The sequence below is a fragment of the Paenibacillus litoralis genome (genome assembly GCF_046244365.1).
Classification (GTDB): domain Bacteria; phylum Bacillota; class Bacilli; order Paenibacillales; family NBRC-103111; genus Paenibacillus_V.
Genome location: NZ_CP176395.1, coordinates 936,273 through 958,706 on the forward strand (window position 1 = coordinate 936,273; position 22,434 = coordinate 958,706).

The window sequence follows — 22,434 nt, forward strand, 5'->3', positions numbered from 1 at the left end:
CGCTATATATACGGGGGAAAAGGGGCGGTGTTATGGTTAATCGCGGGTGACATGACTGCATTTGAAAGCGAGGGGGGAGCCATTGAATAGATAGAAAAAGGCTTGCTACTTGGGGACAAAGTACTTCAGGTTCGAGGAGGATGGTAAATGCTTTACGTTAAAAGGCATGTACGAAGCGTTATGGCAAAGCTGCTTATCGTTGTTTTGCTGGTTTCGGCTCTATCGCTTGGAGGCTTTCGAGTACCCGGGGTTGCATATGGAGCTGCGCCGCAGATAACGGACATCGAATCTTCCTATGCAAAGAACGGACAAAACGGGAATAACGGGCATAACGGGAATAACGGCAATAACGGCAATAACGGGAATAACGGACACAACGGGAATAACGGACACAACGGCAATAACGGGAATAATGGACACAACGGGAATAACGGACACAACGGACACAACGGACAAAGCCCTACGCCGACCCCTACGCTAACACCAGAACCAACGGTCGAGCCGACGCCGACCCCTACACCGGAGCCTACGGCCAAGCCAACGCCGACGCCGGAGCCGCTGGAGATCATCCGCGGCGGACAGGCCAATGCGGTCATAGTCGTTGACGACACGGTATATGAAAGGACGGAAGTACCGGAGCCAAGCGGCATTCGGGGATGGAAGCAAGAATACGGGACAGGAAGTATTGCCGTAAGCGATACGCGCAGCCACTCCGGCGCCAGAAGCCTTCATATCAAAGCCACTAATAACGCATCATATGGGGTGGTTAGCGATCCCATTGCGATAACCGGAGGAGTAGCCTATACGGCCACTGCAGCCGTATATCGCGAATCAGGCAGAGATCCTCAATTATTTATTCGTTACTATAACGCGAATAAAGTTAGAATCGACCAGCAAGGAGGCGTCAGAACGACCCCGCTTGCGGGATGGGAAACCGTTTCCGTAACAGCAACGGCGCCGCCGACGGCAGCCTACGCATCGGCTATCTTATTTACCAGTCTGGCGCCAGCCGATCTCTACTTTGACGATGTTGCGCTGAAATCGGCCAATAGCGAAAACATGCCGATGGCGAATCCAGGCTTCGAGCCGCTCGTTTCCAGCAGCAGCGCCGCAATCGATACGCTTGTCGAATATGTGCAGAAGTCTACAGGCGTTATCCTGCCCGTCATGCAGGAAGCGGATTATTTGGTCGAAGGTGTCGATCCTGGGACGGTGGTTATCCGCCTCGGTACCGCTGAAAGCGTTTCAGGCGATGATCCGGCGCTGGATGCTCTACTGGAAGGATTGGATCGTGACGGCTTTGTCATTTACCCGCAAGAAGATCGGGTAACCATTGCCGGAGCCGGCATTTGGGGAACCGTCAACGGTGTAACTGACTTTTTGGAGCGTTACGTCGGCGTGCGCTGGCTCATGCCTGGAACTGACGGCGAGGATGTTCCGCAACACATTGACTTAAAGATAGCAAGAGATGTCGTGCGCGAAGAACCGGCTTTCGGTTTTCGGGTTTTCAGTCCTCTGCATGCCAAGCCGGACAACAGCGCGAGCGTGTGGCAGGAGCAATACAGATGGGCGCAGAGAAACAGGCTGCAAGGCTTTTATAATGCCCCGATCAGCTTTCATCACAACATGTATAACTTATTTCCGATATCCAAATACGGGGTGAGCAACCCGGAATTTTATCCGAATGGCAAGCCGCCGGCAGCGAATTCAATAGAAGGCTGGCAACCTTGCTTCTCGAATCCGGCTACGATCGACGCGGCAGTTTCGGAGATTCTTGCCTATTTTCAGGCCAATCCGAATGCGCAGTCGTATTCGCTCGGTACGAACGACGGAAATGGTTTTTGCGAGAGTGACCCGGTTCCCGCATACTTCAACTGGGTCAATCAGGTCGTAGAACGCGTGTTGCAGGTTTACCCGGATAAATGGTTTGGATTTCTGGTTTACCAGGCGATTAACAGACCGCCATCGTTTCCTTTGAACCCGCATGTCATTCCTTTTATTACAAAGGATAGAACGGCTTGGCTTGATCCGGATCAGAAAGCTCGGGATCTGGCGGCTCAAGACAGCTGGCTGCAAGTGACGCAGCAGGTCGCCTACTATGACTATATTTACGGTAGTCCCTATCTTGTGCCGCGCGTATACCCGCATCTAATGGCGGACAATTTCCAGACTGCGCACGAGCGGGGAGTAGAGTCGTTCTACGCCGAATTGTATCCGAATTGGGGCGAAGGAGCAAAAGCCTGGATAGCGGCAAAGCTGCTTTGGAATCCCGACCTGGACGTCGATGTGCTGCTGCAAGAGTGGTATTCGCGGGCTGTAGGCGAATCGTCGGCGCCATACCTGGAGGATTACTATGATTATTGGGAACAGTTCTGGACGGAACGGGCAATTCAGGAACCGTGGTTTTTACCTGGCGCGATTTATCAGAATTTTTACGATCCGGCATATGTAAACGCTGTAACGGCCGCCGATATATCCATTAGCAGAGGGCTGCTGGAACAGGTCGTTGCACATGCGGGAACGGATAAGCAGAAGGCGAGGGCAAATCTGCTTCTCCAAGCATTTGAGTATTATGAAGCGTCTGTACTTAGTTACCCGCAAAGCAGCGAGCCGCCTGCCGATTCAACTGCTGCGATCGCAATGCTGGAACAAGCGATAGACGTATTCGAAGAACGGCTGCAAATGGCCGAGAAGCGGATTCTTTTATTGGAACAATTTAAGAGTGATCCGGTGCTCTTTCAACCATTTGACGCCCGAAAGTTTAATCAGCTTATTTGGTCCGGCTGGAATGTTTCTGAGTTTTGGCAGCTTGTCGAATACATGAAGGATCAGGAGGCGAACGGCGGACCTGTGCGGGATCGCGCAGCCGATCTAGCTGTTACGCATTCTTCCCCGCGTTCGCGAGAGTTTGCGGCGATGCTGCTGCAAGCGGTATCCGAGCCAAACCTGGTGCAAAATCCATCCTTCCAGAATGCAGATGCGGGAGATGCGACAAAAGCGCCGCCGTGGGAGTTATTATCCCGGTCGACTTCAACTCGCGCTGTCAAGCGTGCGGAAGGAACGGGATATACGGATACCGTGAGTATGCTGGTTTACGGGAAAGGCTGGGGCGGTCCAAGCCAGGTCATTTCCGTGGAGCCGGGTTTGACAAGCTTCTCGTTCCGGTACCATATACCTACAGGCAGCAATACGGCGACGAGCATGCAGTGGGGATACGATTTGCTGGACGAACAAGGTAACTGGCTCAATTTCAGTACCGTTCGTTCGCCGGTTACAAGCTTGGCGAACGCGGAAGGCGTATGGCTGGAAGCCAAGCTTACAGGAGAAATTCCGTCAATGGTCAAGGGGATACCGGTGAGCAAGGTGCGCCTCAACTTTCTTATTGAAAGCGGACAGCCGATAGAGGTTTATATCGACGATGTGAAGTTTTTCAATGCGGCGAATGGAAGTTGAATACTAGAATACCTAAGGGGGGCTTTCAATGAAGGCAGTTAAAATGAAATCGGTTTCGGCAATACTGCTAGGCTCGGCACTTGTGATGTCGATGACCGCCTGCGGCGACAGCGGCGATAAAGGCAACGGCGGAGACGACAAAACGAATGGGAAAACGAATACGAGTTCTCCGGCGGCTTCGGCCCAAGCCAACGTATATCCGGAGAATGGATTGCCGAAGGACCAAAAGGTGACGCTGAAGTTCGGCTTCTTCGAAGGCGGGATGGGGCGCGAATATATCGATTACGCCATGGATACGTTCAAGAAGAAATTCCCGAATGTCAGCTTCGAGGTCGTATACTCGCCGAAAATCGGCGATATTATCAACGCCAAAATATCGGCTAATGACAACGGGGATATGTTCGACTTGTTCAACGGAACGATTCCGGGCGGGATCAGTTCGCTAGTCACGTCAGGCAAGCTGGAGCCGCAGGACGATCTGTGGGACCATAAGTTATTTGACAACAGCGGCAAAACGATAAAGGAAATGGCGCTCGCAGGCACTGTCGAGGCTTCTGTCGGCAGGGTATCGGGAAAGTTATACGCACTTCCTGTTTCGGGAAGCGGTTCGGGGCTGTTTTTCAACAAAGGGCTGTTTGAGAAAAACGGCTGGAATCAAAATCCGAAAACGTGGAGCGAGTTCGTCAAACTGCTTGCCGATATTAAGGCGAAAGGCATTATTCCCATTACGTATCCGGGCAAATACCCGAACTATATCGAGCATGCCTTCGGTCCCGTCAAAATGTTCGAGATGGCTGAGATTAAGGGAAATCTGACCGCCTTTATGGACAATTACCGGAATTTCAAGCTTCCGCAGCATCTTGCGCCGGAGAGTGTCGAAGTATGGAAGCGGATCTATGAGCTTGGTCAAAAAGGCTACTTCCCGGAAGGCGTGGCGGCATTGACGCATACGCAATCGCAGATGCAAATGATCCAGGGGCAGGCCGCAATGGTTTCCACCGGCGTTTACGTAGAGAACGAAATGAAATCGGCATTGCCTGCGGATTTCGAATGGGGTTATATGTCCGTACCGATGAGCGAAAAACCGGACAGCACGCGGTGGATTCGTTCAACGGCGTCGAACGGTCATTACATTTGGGCGGGAAAGCCGGATCTGAACAAGAAATGGGCTAAGGAGTTCAACGTATGGATGTGGAATCTCGACGTCCAGGAGGTTATTGCGGAGAAAGGCGGCCAACTTCCCGTGCGCAAAGACTTCTCGGATGATAAGACGCGCTCCGCTAAGCTGCAGAAGGCGCCCAAAGCAATGTTCGAATTCATGAACGCCAACAAAACGAAGATGGAAAGCGCAAACCGCGACCAAACGTTAACCGATCCGAGCTTCTCGCAAGCGACTAAGGTTATTGCGGAAGGCACCGTCGAGATTACGTCCGGCAAGAAGGAGCCTGGTCCTATTCTGGAGGAAGCGGAAAAATTAATGCAAAAGGCGATTGAAGCACAGAAAAAATAACGACTATTCGGGGTCGCAGCCGCGAAAGGCCGGGAAGGAGAACGTTTTCCACTCCCGGCCCTTCCCTGACGGAAGGAGCTGCCTAATTGAATCAACCATCTTATGCAAATGCGCCTGCATCTCCGAGCATGAAGAAAAAGTGGAGGAGCAAAGCAAAGACGCAGCAAATTATTTTCTTATTACTGGCTATCACTCCTCCTTTTGGCGGCTACTTGCTGTTTACGCTATACCCGAACTTGGTATCGGTTTATTACTCGCTGCTTGCCTGGGACGGCATCTCTGCGCCGAAATTCGTCGGTTTGGACAATTATGTAACATTATTTCAGGACAAATACGTATGGCGGGCGTTGTTGCACAATTTGTTCTTTATGGCGGTTGTTCCCGTTAGCGTCATTTTCATATCGCTGCTGCTCGGTTACTTGCTGTCTAACAAAGGATACCGAGGAACGCCGTTTTTTAAAGTGCTTTTCTTCTTTCCCAACGTGCTCTCCACGGTCGTGATCGCCCTGCTTTGGGCTTTCATTTATGACGGCAGCTTCGGCCTGCTGAACGGGCTGTTGAGGCTGCTGGGCGTTCCGATCGGGAATTATTACTGGCTGGGAGAGAGCAAGACGGCGCTGGCGGCGATCGTCCCGCCTTATGTGTGGGGAGGCGTGGGGCTGTATGTCATTATTTTTATGAACGCCATGGCAACGATTCCGAAATCGCTTTACGAATCGGCGATATTGGAAGGCGCCGGCCATATGACTCGGCTGTTTCGAATTACCATTCCGCTCATCATGCCGATTATTCGCGTCAGCGCGCTGTTCCTTATGCTGGGCGCCTTGAAGGGCTTCGAAAAGCAAATGATTTTGACGAACGGGGGTCCTTCGGGGTCGACGGATGTCATCGGCTTGTATATTTTTAATCTTGCCTTTGGGGCGGAATATCACAATTACGGGTATGCTTCGGCGGTCGGGATGTTTCTGTTCGTCATTCTGGTCGTTTCCAAACTATTGATGGACAAATATTTGCCTGACCGATCCGTCGAGTACTAGGGCGTGTCTGAAAGCATAGAACAAAAATTCGGCAAAATCTACTCCCCTCGGAGTATTCAGACACGCCCTAAGGAGTGAACGACAATGAATGAAAAACGTACGGCGGTCGATTTGATATGGTGGATCGTGTTGGTCCTTTGGTCTTTGGCGATTTTATTTCCGCTTGGGTGGATTTTCTATGAATCGTTGAAAACGAACCGGGAGTTTTTTATGGACGTTTGGGCGTTACCCCAATCGCTTGAATGGGCCAATTATAAAACCGCCTGGGTAAAATACGGCATCGGCAACTCGATGCTTAACACGCTTTATTACGTTGGGATATCTCTCGTCATCGGCACGTTCCTAACGACGCTCAATGCTTATGCGCTCACTAGAATGGAGTTTAAGGGCAGGAAGCTGATCTGGGCTTTGATCATGCTTTCCTTGTTTTTGCCCGGGATTAATGCCTTGATTCCCCAGTATGTATTGATGCGCGATTTGCATCTGACGAACAGCTTGACGGGGCTCATTATTCTCGACTGCCTCGGGGAAAATGTCTTTTTTCTTATGCTTCTCGGCGGTTTCATGAGGTCTCTGCCGAAAGAACTCGAGGAGAGCGCGTTCATAGACGGCGCTTCTATTTTTCAAGTATTTGCGCGCATCATGCTGCCGCTCTCGGTTCCGGGCATCGTGACGGTAGCGATTTTCAAATTTCTCGGGCTCTACAATAATTTTCTCGGACCCTTTATTTATTTAAGCGATCAAACGAAATATACGATCGGCGTCAGCATGTATGCGGCGAATCAAATGATGCAGTACACGTCGGACTGGGTCACTATGTTCGCGGGAGTTATGATCGCGATGGTGCCTTCGGTCATTATGTTCGTCTTCTTCCAGCGCTGGATTATGGAAGGCGCTACGCTTGGCGCGGTGAAGGGATAAGGCGGCGGGTGATTTCCCGGTGAGGGCTGCCGTGCTTGCAGGAAGCGCTTTATGCGAATGCAGGACCGGACACATGAGTAGTGATAGAAAATGAGCCGGGAGGAGGAGAACAAGAATGGAGCTGTATACGAAATATTATGATGAAAACCTTGTGCTGAAGCGCGCGGTAGATATCGCATTGCCTAAGCGTCTGAGCAGGCGGACGGCGCTGTTTTATGTTCATGGCGGCGGCTGGTCTGCGGGAGCGAGGGACATTTTCCATGAGCATTTGCAGTATTTCTCGCGAAGAGGTTACGTTTGCGCATCTGCCGGGTACCGGCTCGCACCGTCCGTGCGCTTGGCGGAGCAGATGAAGGATGTCATCGCCGGCTACGATATGTTTATCGCCGATATTCGCGAGAAGGAACTGCCGATCGACCGCGTTATCGTGCTGGGCAGTTCCGCGGGGGCGCATCTGGCTTCCCTGCTTGCGTTAACCGAGCCGCAACAGTGGAAAGGGGAAGCGAAGCTTCGAAATCCGTGGCTGAAGCCGGCCGCTTGCGTGTCCATTAACGGGCCCGGCACGATGGAGCAGTGGGACGACATGAACCCCGATATCCGAAAGAGCATCGAGGAAGTGATCGGCGCGGCATACGGGGAAGAGACGGAGGCGTTCCGCAAAGCATCGCCGATGACGTATGTCGATGAGGATGCGCCGGACTTTCTTTTCCTGATCGTCGGCAAAGAGGAATATTTCCCGCACGCCTATGTCTACGAGATGAGCGGGAAGCTGCAGAAACACGGCAGACATGCAGATGTCGTCCTGTTCCCGGAGGCGGAGCACGGATTCTTTTACGGTGTGGACAGCGAACACCAGCAGGAAGCGCTAAAGGTGCTCGAGCCGTTTCTGGAGCGGTACGGTTGACGGGAACTATATATTCGGCACAACTAACCTAGAAAGGCGAAGTGAGCGGAACATACAGGGCAGGCGAGTTTTGGCTTTGCGTTTCAACCATCCGAAGGCCCGTACAATCAAGGGAACGCAAAACAAGATGTTTGAAGCAGGCCATTTATGTCCTTGTGCAGCGAACATGCCTTCTCATTTTTTTGTGTCGAATTGAGATGCTCCCACTTGAAGGTTGCAAATAAACCGAATTTATGGAGGCTTTACTGGTATGACCAAGGAACGGAATGTCGACATCGCCGTCATCGGCGGAGGAATGGGGGGCTGTGCTGCCGCATTGGCTGCGGCGAGCATGGGGAAAACCGTCGTTCTTACGGAAGAAACGGATTGGATCGGCGGCCAAATGACAAGCCAGGCCGTCCCCCCAGACGAACACGGCTGGATTGAAAAATTCGGCTCCACGCACTGCTATCGAAAATTCCGCAAAGGGGTGCGGGATTATTACCGGAACCATTTTCCTTTGACGGCTGAAGCGCGGTCGTTCGACAACTTCAATCCGGGCAGTGCTTTTGTCAGCCGGATCGCGCATGAACCGCGGACGGCTCTCGCCGTCCTGCAGCAGATGCTGGCGCCCTACATTCATAGCGGCCGCATCGTGCTCATGCTCCGGCATGTGCCTGAGCAGGCGGAAACCGACGGAGACGATATTCGTTCCGTTACGGTTCGCAGTCTGGACTCGAATGAGCGCACGGTCATTGCGGCTTCTTATTTCCTCGATGCTACGGAATGCGGCGATATGCTTCCGCTTGCCGGCGTGGAGTACGTAACCGGCTCGGAGTCCAAAGCGGCGACCGGCGAGGATCACGCGTTGGAAGGCCCGGCTCAGCCGTACGATATGCAGGCGATCACTTATGTATTTGCCGTCGATCATTTGGAGGGTGAAGATCACACGATCGACAAACCGAAAGACTATTCGTTCTGGCGGGACTATAAGCCCGATTTTTGGCCGGATAAGCTGCTTAGTTGGTCGGGGGTTTATCCGTCCACGCTGGAGCATCGGATCTATGACTTTTTTCCAGCGGGCGAAGGGTTCGACCTGTGGAGATACCGGCGTATTATCGATAAAAGCCATTTTCGGCCGGGAACGTTCGCAAGCGATATTACGATCGTCAACTGGCCTCAGAATGATTATTTTATCGGCCCGGTCATTGATGTGGGAGAAGAGGAAAGGACGCGGCATCTCGAGCAGGCCAAGCAGCTCAGTTTGTCTCTCTTATATTGGATGCAGACGGAAGCGCCGCGCCCGGACGGCAAGATTGGCTACCCGGGTTTAAGACTGCGCAGAGATGTGGTAGGTACCGAGGACGGTCTGGCGAAATATCCGTATATTAGGGAGTCTCGGCGGATTTGCGCTGAATTTACCATGCTTGAGCAGCACGTCAGCAAGGCGTGTAACAGCAGCGGTGTGGCGAAGGAGTTTTACGATTCGGTTGGGATCGGTTACTACCCTATCGACTTGCACCCGAGCACAGGCAACAGGCATTATATCGATTTCGCCAGCGTACCGTTTCAGATTCCGCTCGGCAGCTTGCTGCCCGTTCGCGTCAACAACTTACTGCCGGCATGCAAAAACATCGGAACGACGCACATTACGAACGGCTGTTACCGGCTGCACCCTGTGGAATGGGGAATCGGCGAAGCGGCGGGACATTTGGCCGCATTCTGTTTGAGCAGACAGACGACACCCCGTGCTGTTCGGAACGACGAGAGCTTGCTCGCCGAATTCCAGCGCGTTCTTGAGCGGCAAGGAGTAGAGCTGAAGTGGCCGTTTCAAGTATGAAGCTGCCTCGGAGATTCCAATTCGAATGAAACTTCTTAAACGTCCCTTTCCATCTGCATGGTAGCGGAAGCGGTTCATCCCGAACGATACGGCGACGCGGGCGGAAGCGACGGTCATGATGCTCAGGGCATTGGAGATCTTGGAAAGCGAAGACAAGCACAACTAAATCTTCGGCAGACATAATGCGGAAGCATTGCCTTCTACAGGATGTCTGCTTTATTTATCTTATCGGTTGTTCTTGCGCCGCCTTGACCGGTTCATGGATTAGCTTCTCCTCGCTAGCCGGATTTTTCTCAAAAACGGCCAAATGTGCGGAGCGTCTTCGAAACTCCAGCGGCGAAACGCCGACCGTCTCCGTAAAGTTGCGATAGAAGGACGCCAAGCTCTGGAAGCCGCAGGCAAGCGCGATTTCGGTTGCCGGCCGATCGGTTTCGGCAAGCAGTCTCATCGCTTCGTGCAGCCGGTGCTGCAGGATGATCTGCTTAAGTCCCATGCCCAGCGTGTCGCTGAACAGATGCAGCGTCCGGGAGACGCTAAGGGACAAGCATGCGGCAACATCCTTCGCCGTGATCGGCTCGCGGAAATGATCGCGGATAAAGGCGAGCCCGGGCTGCAGATCGCCGTAACGCCGCATCGCGCGGGACCAGTCGCCATGAAGCGCGTTCGGCCCGTAATGCCGGACAAGAACGGTGCACAGCTGCAAGAGTAGACCCTGCAGCATGTAAATATAGGCTTCCTCCTTGTTCCGGTATTCCACCATAAACTGCCGCAGCAGCATGCCGATGTGCCTGGCGGCCGGAAGCTCGGCCGGGATGCGGTTCTGAAAGCGGTCTGATCGGTAGACGAACGGGAGCAGCAGCTCTTGCCGGTCCGGACCTAGCGCAGACGGCTCGAAGCTGAGGAACAAATATCTACTCGGATGCACAGGATCGGACTTCGCGATATGGGGCTCGACCCCGGCATTGACGACGAAGACGTCGCCCTGCTTGACCTCGTACGTTTTTTGGCCGAAATAAAACCGGCCCTTGCCCTCCAGGCATAGGCCTATTTCCAGTTCCTTATGAATGTGCTGCGAAACGGCGTAGGTAGCCGGCGTATGCTCCGCGATATGCATGTCCGATCCTCCCTGATTGGCTGGTTGCGGATTATGCGATTGTCCTTCAGCTTCGGTTTCAAGTAACGAGAGCGGGGAGACGGCTGCAAGAGCCTCCCATTCCTCCGCAGGGCAAGGGAAGCGAGTGGAGCTGCGAAAAGGAAACATTTTCAATAAGGCGGACCGATGATATAATTCATCTCGTTAAACAACGGGAATATACATAATGGAGATGATAAGAATGTCCAAAAAATGGGTTCGAACGCTAGTGCTTGCCGCCTCGATCGGGGTGGCGTCCTCAGCGCTCGCTTTACCGGCGTCCGCCGCGGATTTGAGCATGCAGGTGAACGGCTCGGCGGTTGCGTTCGAATACGGCAAGCCGTATTTGGAGAACGGCAGAAGCTTGTTCCCGCTGCGCGATTTGCTCGTGGCGCTCGGCGTCGAGAATGACGATAAGCACATCGTGTGGGACGGAGACAAGCAATCGGTCACGGTCATCAAGGGCGAAACGCGCATTGAGCTGACGGTCGGGCAAAAAGGGTTTTACCGCAACGGTCAATTGTTCACGGTGCTTGACGTTCCCGCAGCGAATGTCGACGGGCGCGTCTACCTGCCGGCCCGCGCCGTAGCGGAGGCGCTCGGCTACGAGGTCGGCTTCGACATGGAAACCGGCACAGTCACGGCGGCGAAGCCGACGGCCGGAGAGACGGACAAGCCTGCGCCGCAGCCGGTTGTACTAGCGGTCAGCGTGGAAGAGGCGATCGCCTCGCTATACGGCCACAATGTAGAAGCATTATCGGCGGAACAGACCCAAACGGTCAACGGCTTGCTGTCGATGGACAAGGCGGCGCTTGCCGGAAAGCTGGTCGAATTATACGATATGACCTTCGAATATGCCCAAACGAATATGGAAATCGTTAGCTTCGTTAAACAGTTTTGGGCGGCGGGCTTGCAGGCGTTGTCGGATCATTCGATCGCCGAGGCCTCATCCGACAAGGTGGGGTACAAGGTGAACAAGCTGCTTGCCGCGCTTCCCGGAGACGCCAGCTTTTCGGCGCTTGCGGACTTGCTGATCAAGCATCCGAATGCCTCCGTCCGCTATAACATCGCGTTCATCCTGTCCAATTCCAAAGCGGATGCGGCGCTGCGGGCGCTTACCGGCAGCTTTGCGGCGGAGAAGGACGCGAAGGTGCTCGGCAACGCCATGGCCGGAGCCTTCCAGGCTGCGGGGGTCGATCCCGCCAAAATCGCGGTGCTGTTCGAGACGTACGCTTCCTTGGGCGATGAGCAGAAAAATACGTATTCCGGCGCGCTGCTGTCCGTGACGAGTGACGATGCGGATAAGAAAGCTGCATGGCGCAATGTTCTAGGCGCCATAGCAAGCGCAGGATCGGACGCCGAGAAGGCTGACGCCGCCGAACTGATCAAGGCTACAGGCTTGAAGTAGAGCGGTAATCGGCGCCGTCTTAGCGTTGGGGAAAGCGATAAGCGCCGTGAGGATGGCATGCAGCAGTTCTTGCCACAGCCGGAGCCCCCGCCGAACTCCGGTTTCTCAGCGCCCTGGCGCCTGCAATCGCTTCTCCAGCCAACCGATGACGTCCCGCATGACTTCCTCGCGGTTCGTCTCGTTCAGAAGCTCATGCCTGCCGCCGGGATACAATCGGCATTCGATGTGCGTCATGCCGAGCTTCCGGTACGCCGCTGCGAGACTAAGTACGCCTTTGCCGAAGCGCCCGACCGGATCGCGGTCTCCGGAGACGAGCAAGACGGGCAAATCCCGGGGGATCCGCTGCATGTTGCCCGGCCGGTGAATGTCGGCGAGGCCGTGCAGAAAGTCGCGGAAGAAGCTCGACGTGAACACGCCGCCGCAGTACGGATCGGCGATGTAAGCGTCGACCTCGGCTTCGTCCCGGCTGAGCCAGTCAAACTCGGTGCGGGCCGGGCGGAAAGCCCGGTTGAAGCCTCCGAACGACAAGCCGTTCATGAGCTCGCTGCGGTGCCGGTCCCCTTTGCGGGCGGCTTCCCAGCGGGCTATTCGTTTTCCGATGTGCAGATCGGCCCCCCGCTTGCCGTTCGAGCCCGAGAGCACGATTCCGGCGTACGGCCCGGGATGCGTGTACATGACTTTTTGCGTAACGAACGAGCCCATGCTGTGCCCGAACAGAAATACCGGCAGAGCCGGGTGTGCTTCCATAATGATGGCGGTCAGCTGGCTCACGTTGTCGGCCATCCGGTTGAAGCCGTCGCTGCCGAGATAGCCGATGTTCTCGGTCTTTCCGGCCGTTCGGCCATGTCCCCGATGATCGTTGGCATATACGGCAAAGCCTGCGGCTGTAAGCCTTTCCGCGAATCTGGCGTACCGTGCCGCCGTTTCCGCCATGCCGTGGGCGATTTGCACGATTCCTCTAAGAGTCGTATCCGCATCAGGCAGCCAGCGGTACACATGGATATCTACGCCTTCAGGATCGGTATAGGTAAAGGTATAGGCAGAGATTCCCGCGCGTTCCATCGAGACGTCACTCCTTCGGTTCGATTTCGTTCTGCTCCGTATTACTTCGCGGTCCATAGCCGTCATTCCTTTAACGCCATGTACCTCCGGAACTAACCACCCGCATTCCGTAAACGTTCCGAATCCGCCGAAGTACACCTGATATTTTATCGTGCTCTGCCCGGCTGGCTGCAAAAAAACTAGAACGTTAGGCGTTAAACGGGGGGCTGGGAGGTGCATGTTAGGATGTATAGGTATATACGGAGGAGGGCAAAAACCCCCTTTACAAACATTACCTGCGGTGATACGATAAAAACTATATTTCCGGTAGAAATTATCGGAATAAGTCGACCGTATGAACGGAGACGTGCTCCCAGTTGGAGCGCGTCTTTTTTATTGTATCAGAAGTATATCCTCGGATGCGGCTCTCCACCTACGGTAAACGCCAGCGTCAAAAGACGCCGGTATGCGTTTATCCTTGTTTACGCCGGGCGCGGCGAAGGAGTAGGCTCATTCATAAAAGGGAGCGAAAGCCCAGACGGACGAAGCGGGGAGCAAGGACGGGCAGGTCCTCCCGGTTTCCCTATAATAACGGATTATCAAGGCGCTAAAAGACAGGAAAAGTGGATCGCACGCAGATTAGCGGACTGTAAGGGCCTTATCGGCACCGGATTTCCTATCTACGTGCTGAAAGGAGCGGAATAACGCCTTCAAAATCCATTAAGCTCTTTCTACTTGCTCGCCAAGGTATTTTAACGCCTTCCCAATCCATTCATTTATGAATTTCGTTAGAGAGGCTTAATTACTCGCATACGTCTATGTTTTATCCCGTTGGTTTATGTTTTGCGGATGCCGGCGGTTTACTCGATTGGAGGGACAGGGGATGACGGACAAACTGGAATTGCGACTTAACGCGGACGTGCTGGTTATCGGAGGAGGACCGGCCGGCGCATGGTCGGCTTGGAGCGCGGCCTCGCAAGGGGCGAAGGTCGTCCTTGTCGACAAAGGCTATCTCGGTTCAAGCGGGGCGACGGCGCCGGGAGGGACGAACTTGCTTTACTTGCCGCCCGATCCGGTCATGCGCGAGGAAGCGGTGCAGCAGCGGATGAAAGCCGGAGGCTACCTGTCCGAGGAGGCGTGGATTCACCGGGTGCTCGATCAGGTTTATCAAAATCTGGAGCTGGTGGAGAAATGGGGCTACCCGTTCGTCCGAGACGAGCAGGGGACGCCGATGCGGGACCACCTGCAGGGACTGGAGTACATGAGCCTGATGCGGCGCGTCGTGAAGAAAGCCGGCGTGAAGATTCTCGACCAGTCGCCGGCGCTTGAGCTGCTGGCCGACGAGCATGGGGTAGGCGGGGCGAGAGGCATCAACCGGCTGGACGGCCGCTCTTGGGAGGTACGCGCCAACGCCGTCATACTCGCGACGGGCGGCTGCGCGTTTTTGAGCAAGGGGCTCGGCTGCAACGTCCTGACGGGCGACGGGCTGCTGATGGCCTCCGAGCTAGGAGCCGAGCTGTCCGGCATGGAGTTCTCCCGGCAGTTCGCGCCGAGCGCCGCCTTCGGCACCGTGACGAGAGGAAGGCTGCTCGGTTGGGCCACTTACTATGACAAGGACGGGAACGTGCTGGAAACGGCTGCGGCGGGAGGAGCGAATGCGGACGGCTTTCTCGCCCGAATGCTGCTCAAAGGCCCGGTATACGCGATCATGAACAAGGCCGATACGGCAGAAAAGCAAGCGATCCTGAGAGGCTCGCACGCCGTATTTTTCTTGCCGTACGATCGAGCCGGAATCGATCCGTTTACTCAGCCGTTCCCGCTTACGCTGCGCTATGAGGGTACGGTAAGAGGCACCGGCGGCCTTCGCCTGACGGGGGAAGATTGTCGGACGACCGTCGCCGGCTTATACGCGGCTGGCGATGCGGCGACCCGCGAACGGGTGACGGGAGCGCGCACCGGCGGCGGGGCCTTCAACGCCTCGTGGGCCATATGCTCCGGGACGTGGGCGGGCAAGGGGGCTGCTGCTTTCGCGCTGGCGAACGGTAAGGACGCTTCGCAGCGGAATTTGCGCAGCGCAGGACGGTACGGCGTGAGCGGCGGTGCCGATTCGTCCGATACGATCGACACGAAGGCAGTCATCGAGGCGGTCCAGAACGAGGTGCATCCGCTCGAGATCAATTATTTCCGGAGCGAATCGGGACTGACCCAATCGCTGGAAAGGCTCCATCGCCTATGGCCCCAGCTGCGGGGAAGGGCGCCGGAAACGGTGCAGGGCCGCGTCAAAGCGAGAGAAGCTGCCGCAATGACGGCGACCGCGCGCTGGATGTACACGGCGGCGCTTGCCCGCAAAGAGACGAGGGGCATGCATACGCTCGCGGAGTATCCGGGTCAGGATCCGTCTCAGCAGCACAGGCTGCTCGTATCCGGGCTTGAAGACATTAAGGTTCGTCCTGAAACGATCCATGCGAGTGCGGTCAATCAAACTGCGGTTGCAAGGGAGGTGCAGCGGACATGATCGAATTGGTGAGCCAGGACCGCTGCGTGCAGTGCAAGCTATGCGTCAAAGTGTGTCCGACGAACGTGTTCGACGACGGCAAGGACGGCATTCCGGTCATAGCCAGGCAGGACGACTGCCAGACGTGCTTCGTATGCGAAGCGTACTGCCCGGTTGACGCGCTATACGTATCGCCGCAGGCGGACCGTCCGGAGCGAGTGGAGGAGGGCGATCTGATCGAGCGCGATCTGCTTGGCAGCTGGCGGAAGACGATCGGCTGGGGACCGGGCAGAACGAAGCTCGCGGCCGTCGATACGACGGCTTTTATCGACCGGATTCATCCGGTTTTCGGCAAGCGGGGGCAGGGCATTCATACGATCCGATAATTACACGCGATGAGTCCTTCGGTAATCCGAGGGGCTCATTTTCATGGTTTTCGTAAATACGCGGCTTAAATAGAAGCCGTTCTGGTAGCCGCACTGCTGAGCGATCTGCTCTAAGGTGAGCTCCGTTTCGATGAGCAGGCCTCTCGCTTTACGCATACGGAGGCCGGTCAGATAAACGATAGGCGACAAACCCATGGCCGTTTGGAAGCGACGGGAAAATTGGGATTGGCTAATGCAGGCTTGCTCTGCCAGCAGTTGAAGCGAAAGCGGCTCGAAGGCATGCTTTTGCATGTAAACGGCCGCGTTCTTGACGAGAGGGTCGACAAGGGCGGCCATGTCGGCCGCTTCATTCGTCTCGAGTGCGCACAGCATCAGCAAATCGCAAAGCAAATGCTGCTTGTAAGCGAAGCGGTCGTTCGCCGGCGTATCGCCCATCTCCCGGATGCAGGCGAAGGTGGAGGCGAACCGGTTGATCCGGTGCAGCGTTATTTTGCCGTAAGGAATGGAGGGGCCCGGACGGACGGGCTGTTTCTCCGCATCCAGCCAGACGAATTCGATATACAGGAAAGAAAGCGGATGATCCGCATGTCTGACCAGCTTCACTTCAGGCGGACAGAGCACGATTTCGCCATACTTTGCGTAGCCTTCCTCTTCGCCGGTCTTGTAGTGGAACCCTCCTTTATCCGGAGCGAGAATGACCCAGTTCGCATACGTGTCCTCCGGCAGGGCAAAACCCGTCCGTTCGATGTCGCTGTAATACCACTTTAGCAGACTGACCTCGTTAGGCTGCTCCAGCATACTGCTTCCCTCCCGTTTGCTCCTCGCGTTTCCCGTACCGATGAACGTTCCCTTCGTCATGCATCCCATCTTCAGCGCAGCATCCAGCGGCGGAAAGGGCGGTCGCCGCTGATTGGGGGCAAACGTCGGCAAGACCTCTACGCTGCGCCGGCTCCTTCATCGGTGAGCGGAAACTCCCTATGCTTCTCAAGGCTCGCACCCCTCCTGCTCTTACTTCATACGCACAAAAAAAGATATGTTTAATAATAGGTTGCTGCATGTATTTTGTAAATGGCAAGGTTTAATATGAAATCAAGCAACAAGAAAAAAATATATGCATAAGGACGTGGAGCGATGAAAAGACCGAATTTTTTAACGTATGAGCAGCTTGAAAGCTACAAGCAGAATGGCTATCTCGTGCTGCGGCAGGTGTTTACGGAGAAGGAGGCGGCGATCTGGCAAAAAGAGTGCGAGCGGCTTCTCAGCTTGTCCGAGTACCTGGATCCGAACAATATACGCGTCGGTTACCGCAAGCTGCCCGACGGCAATCCCGTCATCGAGAAATTCGACCCGGTTCACGATCTGTCCGCGGTGTTCGCCGGCCTGGTGAAGGATGAACGAATTTTAACGCCGCTGCGCGATATTTATTTGGACGAACCGCTGCTTTTCAAGGATAAGCTCATTTACAAGCTGCCGGGCGTGACGGGCTACAGCATGCATCAGGACGCTTCCTGGTGGCAGGGCTTCCCGATGGAAGGTCTGATCTCCGTTATGGTCGCGATCGACGGCGCAACGGAAGAGAACGGCGGACTAGAGCTGTTTCCGGGCTACCACGACCGTTTCCGCTCGACGCCGGGCGAGCTGAGGAATATGAACAAGGAGGAGATTGGCGAAATTGATCTCTCGACGGGCCAAATCGTGGAGACGCAGCCGGGGGACATCATTATTTTTCACTCGTACGCGCCGCATCAAAGCGGATCGAACATGGCCGACGTCAGCCGGAGGCAGCTGTATTTGACCTATTCGCCTGCGAAGAACGGCGAGCTGTACAAGGCGCATTATCAGCATTTTTACCGGTATGCGACAATAGGCAAAGACGAGAAAAGCTTGAACGGCGTTTATTTCAAGTAACCATGAAAAGCGGGAAAAAGACGGCTTGTGCCGTCTTTTTTAATGATTCAGAAAGTATATCTCGATGATTGTTCATCGTCTCGGCAAACGCACGGCGTCAAAGGACGCCGTTAGGCGTTTATCCTGGTTTGGGGCCGACTGCGAACGCGTATCGCTTCACCTTGTGCGTGGTGATGTGCAGTGCTGCGCTGGTACGGAGTGCCGTCGGTTCAGCGGAATCGTATTTGAGAGAATGAAGAGGGGGCGGCGGCGGAGGTACATGTTGTATAAAATGCAGCATTTCAAGGGGGATGGGGTCGAATTCACTTGAGTCTTGTATAAAATGCAATATTTTGAAGCGAAAACGTCCATTTCCTTGAATTCAAGGTAGAAATACTGCAAAAATACAAGATTTCTTCGAATATCTCTCTATTTCGCAAAAAGTATTGCACTTTATACAACTTGTCGGCTCGCTATCCCGTTTGACCTCCCGACGTCTTCTCTTTTTCTCTCGAGCGCCGCCAGAGCCGATCGTTTTCGGCGCAGGGTCGATGTCGGGCGCGGGTACGGTGCTGATCGACGATGTGACGCTTACGTACGTAGGGCCGAACTGACGCTTGCGGAAACGGCGGTTCTCCCGTTCGATAGAGCCGCACCAGATTCCGCTCCATGCAGCAGAGTAATTGATTATCCGGCGGGTCCTTCGGTAAGCGAAGGGCCCGTTTACGCATTACACGCGAATGGAGGATCGTTTTATGGCCGGAGTTTTGTCACGATATTTTTACGCTTGAATCACAAGGAGTATGCCGGCCGGCCGCGAATGTATTGTTACTATCGCCTGACGGGTTGGCGCGATCGAGAACGGGCATATGGAGGCGTCAAACATGCTGAAGCACAATCTGTTTAAACGATCCATTCAATTTAAAATAACGGTGTGGTTCTTGCTTATCCTCGTTCCGCTGGTCGTCGTCAGCCTGGTCAGCAATTACAGCTCCAGGGCGATCCTCAAGCGGCAGGTTAGCGAGCGATTGGAGGCGTCGATGGATTCGGCCGTCAAATATCTGGAGCTTATCATGCGGAATGTCGAAGAGATGTCCTTCAGCATCAGCGCAGACAAAAAAATCAACGAGGTGCTGGACGGCATGACGTCGGAGCTGTCCAACGCGAGCCTATACGAGCTTCGTATGGTGCAGCAGCAGTTTTCGGCGATCGTCAGCGTAAACCGTACGCTGCTGGACATCGCCATTCTTCAGCGCCATACGGGAACCGCACTGACCTGGGAGAAGGGAATCGTCGACTTTTCCCGCGTGGAGGAGCAGTCATGGTACCGCGAGGCGATCGAGGCGAACGGAGGCATGATCGTCTATGTGCCGGGATCGGAAACGCAAGACGAGGACGTGTATTGGAAGAAGGAACGCCTGTATTTCATCCGTCTGATGAACCCGTACAATCCGCAGCGGCAAGCGAACGATCTTGTTATTCTATCGCTTCACCGAAATACCATACTGGACATTATTATGCCGCTCATCCCTTCTCCGGATGCCGAAATGCTGCTAGCCTACAAAGGGAAAACCGTTTGGACCGAGCTGCCTGATACCCATGGGAGCGTCAAGCCGAGACTGATATCCTCTAAGTCTCAGCTGTCTGCTTCGGACTGGGCGCTGACGATCAGACAGCCGGAGCGCGAAATTTTAGCGCCCAGCAACAAGATTCAATATTACACGTATGCGATTACGTTCGTCAGCGTCCTGCTGGCATTGCTCGTTTCTCTGCTTGTGTACGGAAGCATTGCGAAGCCTCTCTCCAGCTTGGCCAGGCAGATGAAGCAGTTCAGCGCGGGCCATCTAGGGGCCTTCGTCCGCCACAAGCGCCAGGATGAGCTCGGTTACGTGATGAATACGTTTAACGATATGGTCGCTAAGCATAAGAAGCTGATCGAGGAGGATTACGAGAAGGAGCTGCGTTTGGCCAAGTCGGAGTTCCAACTGCTGCAATCCCAGATCAATCCCCATTTTCTGTACAACACGCTGGACTGCATCTATACGGTTTCGGAAGAGCACGGCGTTCAAGAAATCAGCGAGATGACGATGAATTTGGCGATGTTTTTCCGGGTTAGCCTCGGGAAAGGCGGCCGGGAATTGTTTACGGTTGCCGAGACGGTCGAGCATCTCGGATACTATATCCGCGTACAGCAAATCCGGCTGATGGACCGGTTCCGGCTGGAGGTGGACGTAGCCGAGGAGGCGCGGCGGTTTCCTCTTCTTAAGCTGCTGCTGCAGCCGCTCGTCGAGAACGCCATCGTGCACGGTTTGGAGCGGAAGCATGGCGGCGGTATGCTGTCGATTCGAGTCATGCTAAGGGAGGCGATGCTTCATATCGAGATAGCGGATACCGGCGTCGGTATGGAGCGGGGGCGGCTGCTTGAGCTGCGGCAGGCGCTCGATCAGATCCATGCGGAGCGGGTCAAGCTGGCGGTGCGGGAGGAGGGCGTGGCGGAGAAGTTTTTTGCGCTCAAAAATGTGAAGTCCCGGTTATGCCTGTATTACGGCTCCGGCGCTTCGTTTACGATCGACAGCGAAGAAGGCCGCGGAACGAAGGTCATCCTTGCCGTTCCTGTCGGCGAAACCGATCCGCCCGGATAATCCTTTTCATAAGCCGGTGGGGCTTTCGCTGGCACAGGAGAGTCCGGCTGCCTCTCCCTTTTTCGTTTATTACGGCCGGAAGACATTTCATTAGCGCTTCTATATGAGGGGTATCGCAGCAAGGGGGAAAGAAGATGAAGCTGGTTATCGTCGAAGACGAGTTTCGCCTGCGCAGCCGGATTGCGGAAGGCATTCCGTGGGAGGAGCATGGGATCGATCTGGTCGGCGCAGCCGAGAACGGCAAAGAGGGGCTTGCCCTTGTGGAAAAGATCGGGGCGGATATCGTGCTTGCGGACATCCGTATGCCGGTTATGGACGGGCTCGAAATGGCGGGAATTCTTCATGCGCGTTATCCGCATGTGAAGACTGTCATCCTGAGCGGACACGACGAATTCGAATATGCGCGCCAGAGCCTGCAGCTCGGCGTGCTCGATTATTTGTTGAAGCCGGCGAGCAACGAGGCGATAGCGGAAGCGGTGCTCAAAGCGGCCCACAAGCGCAGGCAGGACTTGGAGGACATGTATAATCACGAACAGCTGCAGCACAAATGGAAAGCGCATCTTCCCCATTTGAGGCAAACGTTCTTCACCAATTGGCTTTCGGGCCGTTATGCCGGCTGGGAGGTCGTGAAGCGCGCGGACGAGCTTGCGTTGGAGCTGCCCGACCGGCCTCTGGCCGCCGCCGTTCTCGACATGGATCCGCTGCCCGAGGGCGGAACGCGGTTTCTCTCCGGTGACCGCTCCTTGCTGCTGTTCTCCCTCTTCTCCATTGCAGAGGAGAGGCTGAAGGGCTCGACGTCCTACTTGGTGCAGGACGATGACGGGATGACGGCCGTCGTTTTTTACGGTCTGACCGAGGAGACGAAGCAGGAGTTCTACCAGAGGATCAACAACCTCGTTGTCGATGTGCTTAGCGTCGTAAAGGAATGCCTGAAGGTGACGGCGAGTGCGGGCATCGGGTCCGTAGCGCCTACGCATGCGCTTCTCGCCGAGTCTTATCAGAAGGCGCGCCAGGCGCTGCGGGAACGTATCGTTCATGGCAACGACATCGCGATATCCTTCCGCGAGCAGCCGGATGCCATCGATAAGTGGACGTCCATGACCGAGCTGGAGAAGCCGCTCGAAACGGCGATGGATTTGGGCGACGAGGCGCAGGCGAAGCAGGTTGCCGATTCGATGGTCCGAACGGCCTTCACGGCGGCCAGCATGCACGAAGTTCGCGAATTTCTCATTCATATAAGCGGCATTCTGAGCCGGTTTATTCATGCGCGGCAGTGGCTGCTTACGGATATCGCCAAGGAGGACTATCCGTTTTTCGAAAATTTGGGGCAGCTCGTGACCAAGGAGCAAATCCGGGAATGGGTGGTCCGAATGATCGGACGAATATGCCGGTACGTCAACGACAACCGAAAATCGAGCACCCGGCAAACCGTAGTCGAGATTCTCAAAATCATAGACGAGCGGCTGCAGGAAGAGATCAGCTTGTATAAGATTTCCGAAGACTTGTATTTGAACGCCTCCTATTTAAGCAGGCTATTTAAAGAAGAGATGGATATTTCCTTCAGCGACTACCTGCTTCAGCGCCGTATGGAAAGGGCGAAGCTGCTGCTCGTGCAAGGCTGCAAGGTCTATGAGGCGGCTGAGCAAAGCGGCTTCAAGCAGGTTAATTATTTTTCCAAGACGTTCCAGAAATATTGGGGAGTCAAGCCTGGGGAACTGAATAAATGAACGAGAGAACCGTGCCGCGAGGCGCGGTTTTTTTTGAAAGTGGACAAGGACAGCGGTGTATTACCTCCCACAC

The 22,434-nt window shown here is 54.8% G+C and carries 15 protein-coding genes; 12 read left to right on the forward strand and 3 right to left on the reverse strand.

The window, feature by feature from the left end:
* The first annotated feature begins 147 nt into the window (after positions 1-147).
* The 6 genes from ACKGJP_RS03955 to ACKGJP_RS03980 all read left to right on the forward strand — a co-directional run bounded on the left by ACKGJP_RS03955 (position 148) and on the right by ACKGJP_RS03980 (position 9,644).
* Positions 148-3,453, forward strand: coding sequence for a DUF4838 domain-containing protein (locus ACKGJP_RS03955; RefSeq protein WP_409344390.1), 3,306 nt, complete (start codon positions 148-150; stop codon positions 3,451-3,453).
* Positions 3,454-3,481: 28 nt separating this feature from the next.
* On the forward strand, positions 3,482-4,963 hold the full coding sequence (locus ACKGJP_RS03960; RefSeq protein ID WP_409344391.1) for an extracellular solute-binding protein: 1,482 nt from the start codon (positions 3,482-3,484) through the stop codon (positions 4,961-4,963).
* A gap of 86 nt (positions 4,964-5,049) precedes the next feature.
* A complete protein-coding gene (locus tag ACKGJP_RS03965; RefSeq protein ID WP_409344392.1) occupies positions 5,050-6,000 on the forward strand; it encodes a carbohydrate ABC transporter permease in 951 nt (316 codons plus the stop codon).
* Positions 6,001-6,084: 84 nt separating this feature from the next.
* On the forward strand, positions 6,085-6,921 hold the full coding sequence (locus ACKGJP_RS03970) for a carbohydrate ABC transporter permease (RefSeq protein ID WP_409344393.1): 837 nt from the start codon (positions 6,085-6,087) through the stop codon (positions 6,919-6,921).
* 115 nt (positions 6,922-7,036) lie between these two features.
* A complete protein-coding gene (locus ACKGJP_RS03975; RefSeq protein WP_409344394.1) occupies positions 7,037-7,825 on the forward strand; it encodes an alpha/beta hydrolase in 789 nt (262 codons plus the stop codon).
* 250 nt (positions 7,826-8,075) lie between these two features.
* Positions 8,076-9,644 (forward strand): FAD-dependent oxidoreductase, encoded by a 1,569-nt coding sequence (locus ACKGJP_RS03980; RefSeq protein WP_409344395.1) that lies wholly within the window; start codon positions 8,076-8,078, stop codon positions 9,642-9,644.
* 220 nt (positions 9,645-9,864) lie between these two features.
* Here the strand turns inward: ACKGJP_RS03980 and ACKGJP_RS03985 are convergent, their stop codons facing one another.
* Positions 9,865-10,758, reverse strand: coding sequence for an AraC family transcriptional regulator (locus tag ACKGJP_RS03985; RefSeq protein ID WP_409344396.1), 894 nt, complete (start codon positions 10,756-10,758; stop codon positions 9,865-9,867).
* 220 nt (positions 10,759-10,978) lie between these two features.
* Between ACKGJP_RS03985 and ACKGJP_RS03990 the strand changes: the two genes are divergently transcribed.
* On the forward strand, positions 10,979-12,184 hold the full coding sequence (locus ACKGJP_RS03990; RefSeq protein WP_409344397.1) for a copper amine oxidase N-terminal domain-containing protein: 1,206 nt from the start codon (positions 10,979-10,981) through the stop codon (positions 12,182-12,184).
* Positions 12,185-12,289: 105 nt separating this feature from the next.
* On the opposite strand, the gene ACKGJP_RS03995 is transcribed toward ACKGJP_RS03990, so the two are convergent.
* Positions 12,290-13,246, reverse strand: coding sequence for a lysophospholipase (locus tag ACKGJP_RS03995; RefSeq protein WP_409344398.1), 957 nt, complete (start codon positions 13,244-13,246; stop codon positions 12,290-12,292).
* 862 nt (positions 13,247-14,108) lie between these two features.
* On the opposite strand from ACKGJP_RS03995, the gene ACKGJP_RS04000 reads away from it, so the two are divergent.
* Both ACKGJP_RS04000 and ACKGJP_RS04005 read left to right on the forward strand, forming a co-directional pair.
* The gene (locus ACKGJP_RS04000; RefSeq protein WP_409344399.1) at positions 14,109-15,740 is read left to right on the forward strand and encodes an FAD-dependent oxidoreductase; all 1,632 of its coding nucleotides are present in this window, start codon (positions 14,109-14,111) and stop codon (positions 15,738-15,740) included.
* A complete protein-coding gene (locus ACKGJP_RS04005) occupies positions 15,737-16,105 on the forward strand; it encodes a 4Fe-4S binding protein (RefSeq protein WP_409344400.1) in 369 nt (122 codons plus the stop codon). The genes ACKGJP_RS04000 and ACKGJP_RS04005 overlap by 4 nt, the downstream gene beginning before the upstream one ends.
* On the opposite strand, the gene ACKGJP_RS04010 is transcribed toward ACKGJP_RS04005, so the two are convergent.
* On the reverse strand, positions 16,106-16,963 hold the full coding sequence (locus ACKGJP_RS04010) for a helix-turn-helix domain-containing protein (protein WP_409344401.1): 858 nt from the start codon (positions 16,961-16,963) through the stop codon (positions 16,106-16,108).
* 273 nt (positions 16,964-17,236) lie between these two features.
* Between ACKGJP_RS04010 and ACKGJP_RS04015 the strand changes: the two genes are divergently transcribed.
* From ACKGJP_RS04015 to ACKGJP_RS04025, 3 genes are all read left to right on the forward strand, one after another.
* Positions 17,237-18,013, forward strand: coding sequence for a phytanoyl-CoA dioxygenase family protein (locus ACKGJP_RS04015; RefSeq protein WP_409344402.1), 777 nt, complete (start codon positions 17,237-17,239; stop codon positions 18,011-18,013).
* A gap of 863 nt (positions 18,014-18,876) precedes the next feature.
* The gene (locus ACKGJP_RS04020) at positions 18,877-20,634 is read left to right on the forward strand and encodes a sensor histidine kinase (protein WP_409344403.1); all 1,758 of its coding nucleotides are present in this window, start codon (positions 18,877-18,879) and stop codon (positions 20,632-20,634) included.
* 134 nt (positions 20,635-20,768) lie between these two features.
* Positions 20,769-22,361 carry a response regulator gene (locus ACKGJP_RS04025; RefSeq protein ID WP_409344404.1) on the forward strand — a complete coding sequence of 531 codons (1,593 nt, stop codon included), beginning with the start codon at positions 20,769-20,771 and terminating at the stop codon, positions 22,359-22,361.
* Positions 22,362-22,434 lie beyond the last annotated feature (73 nt).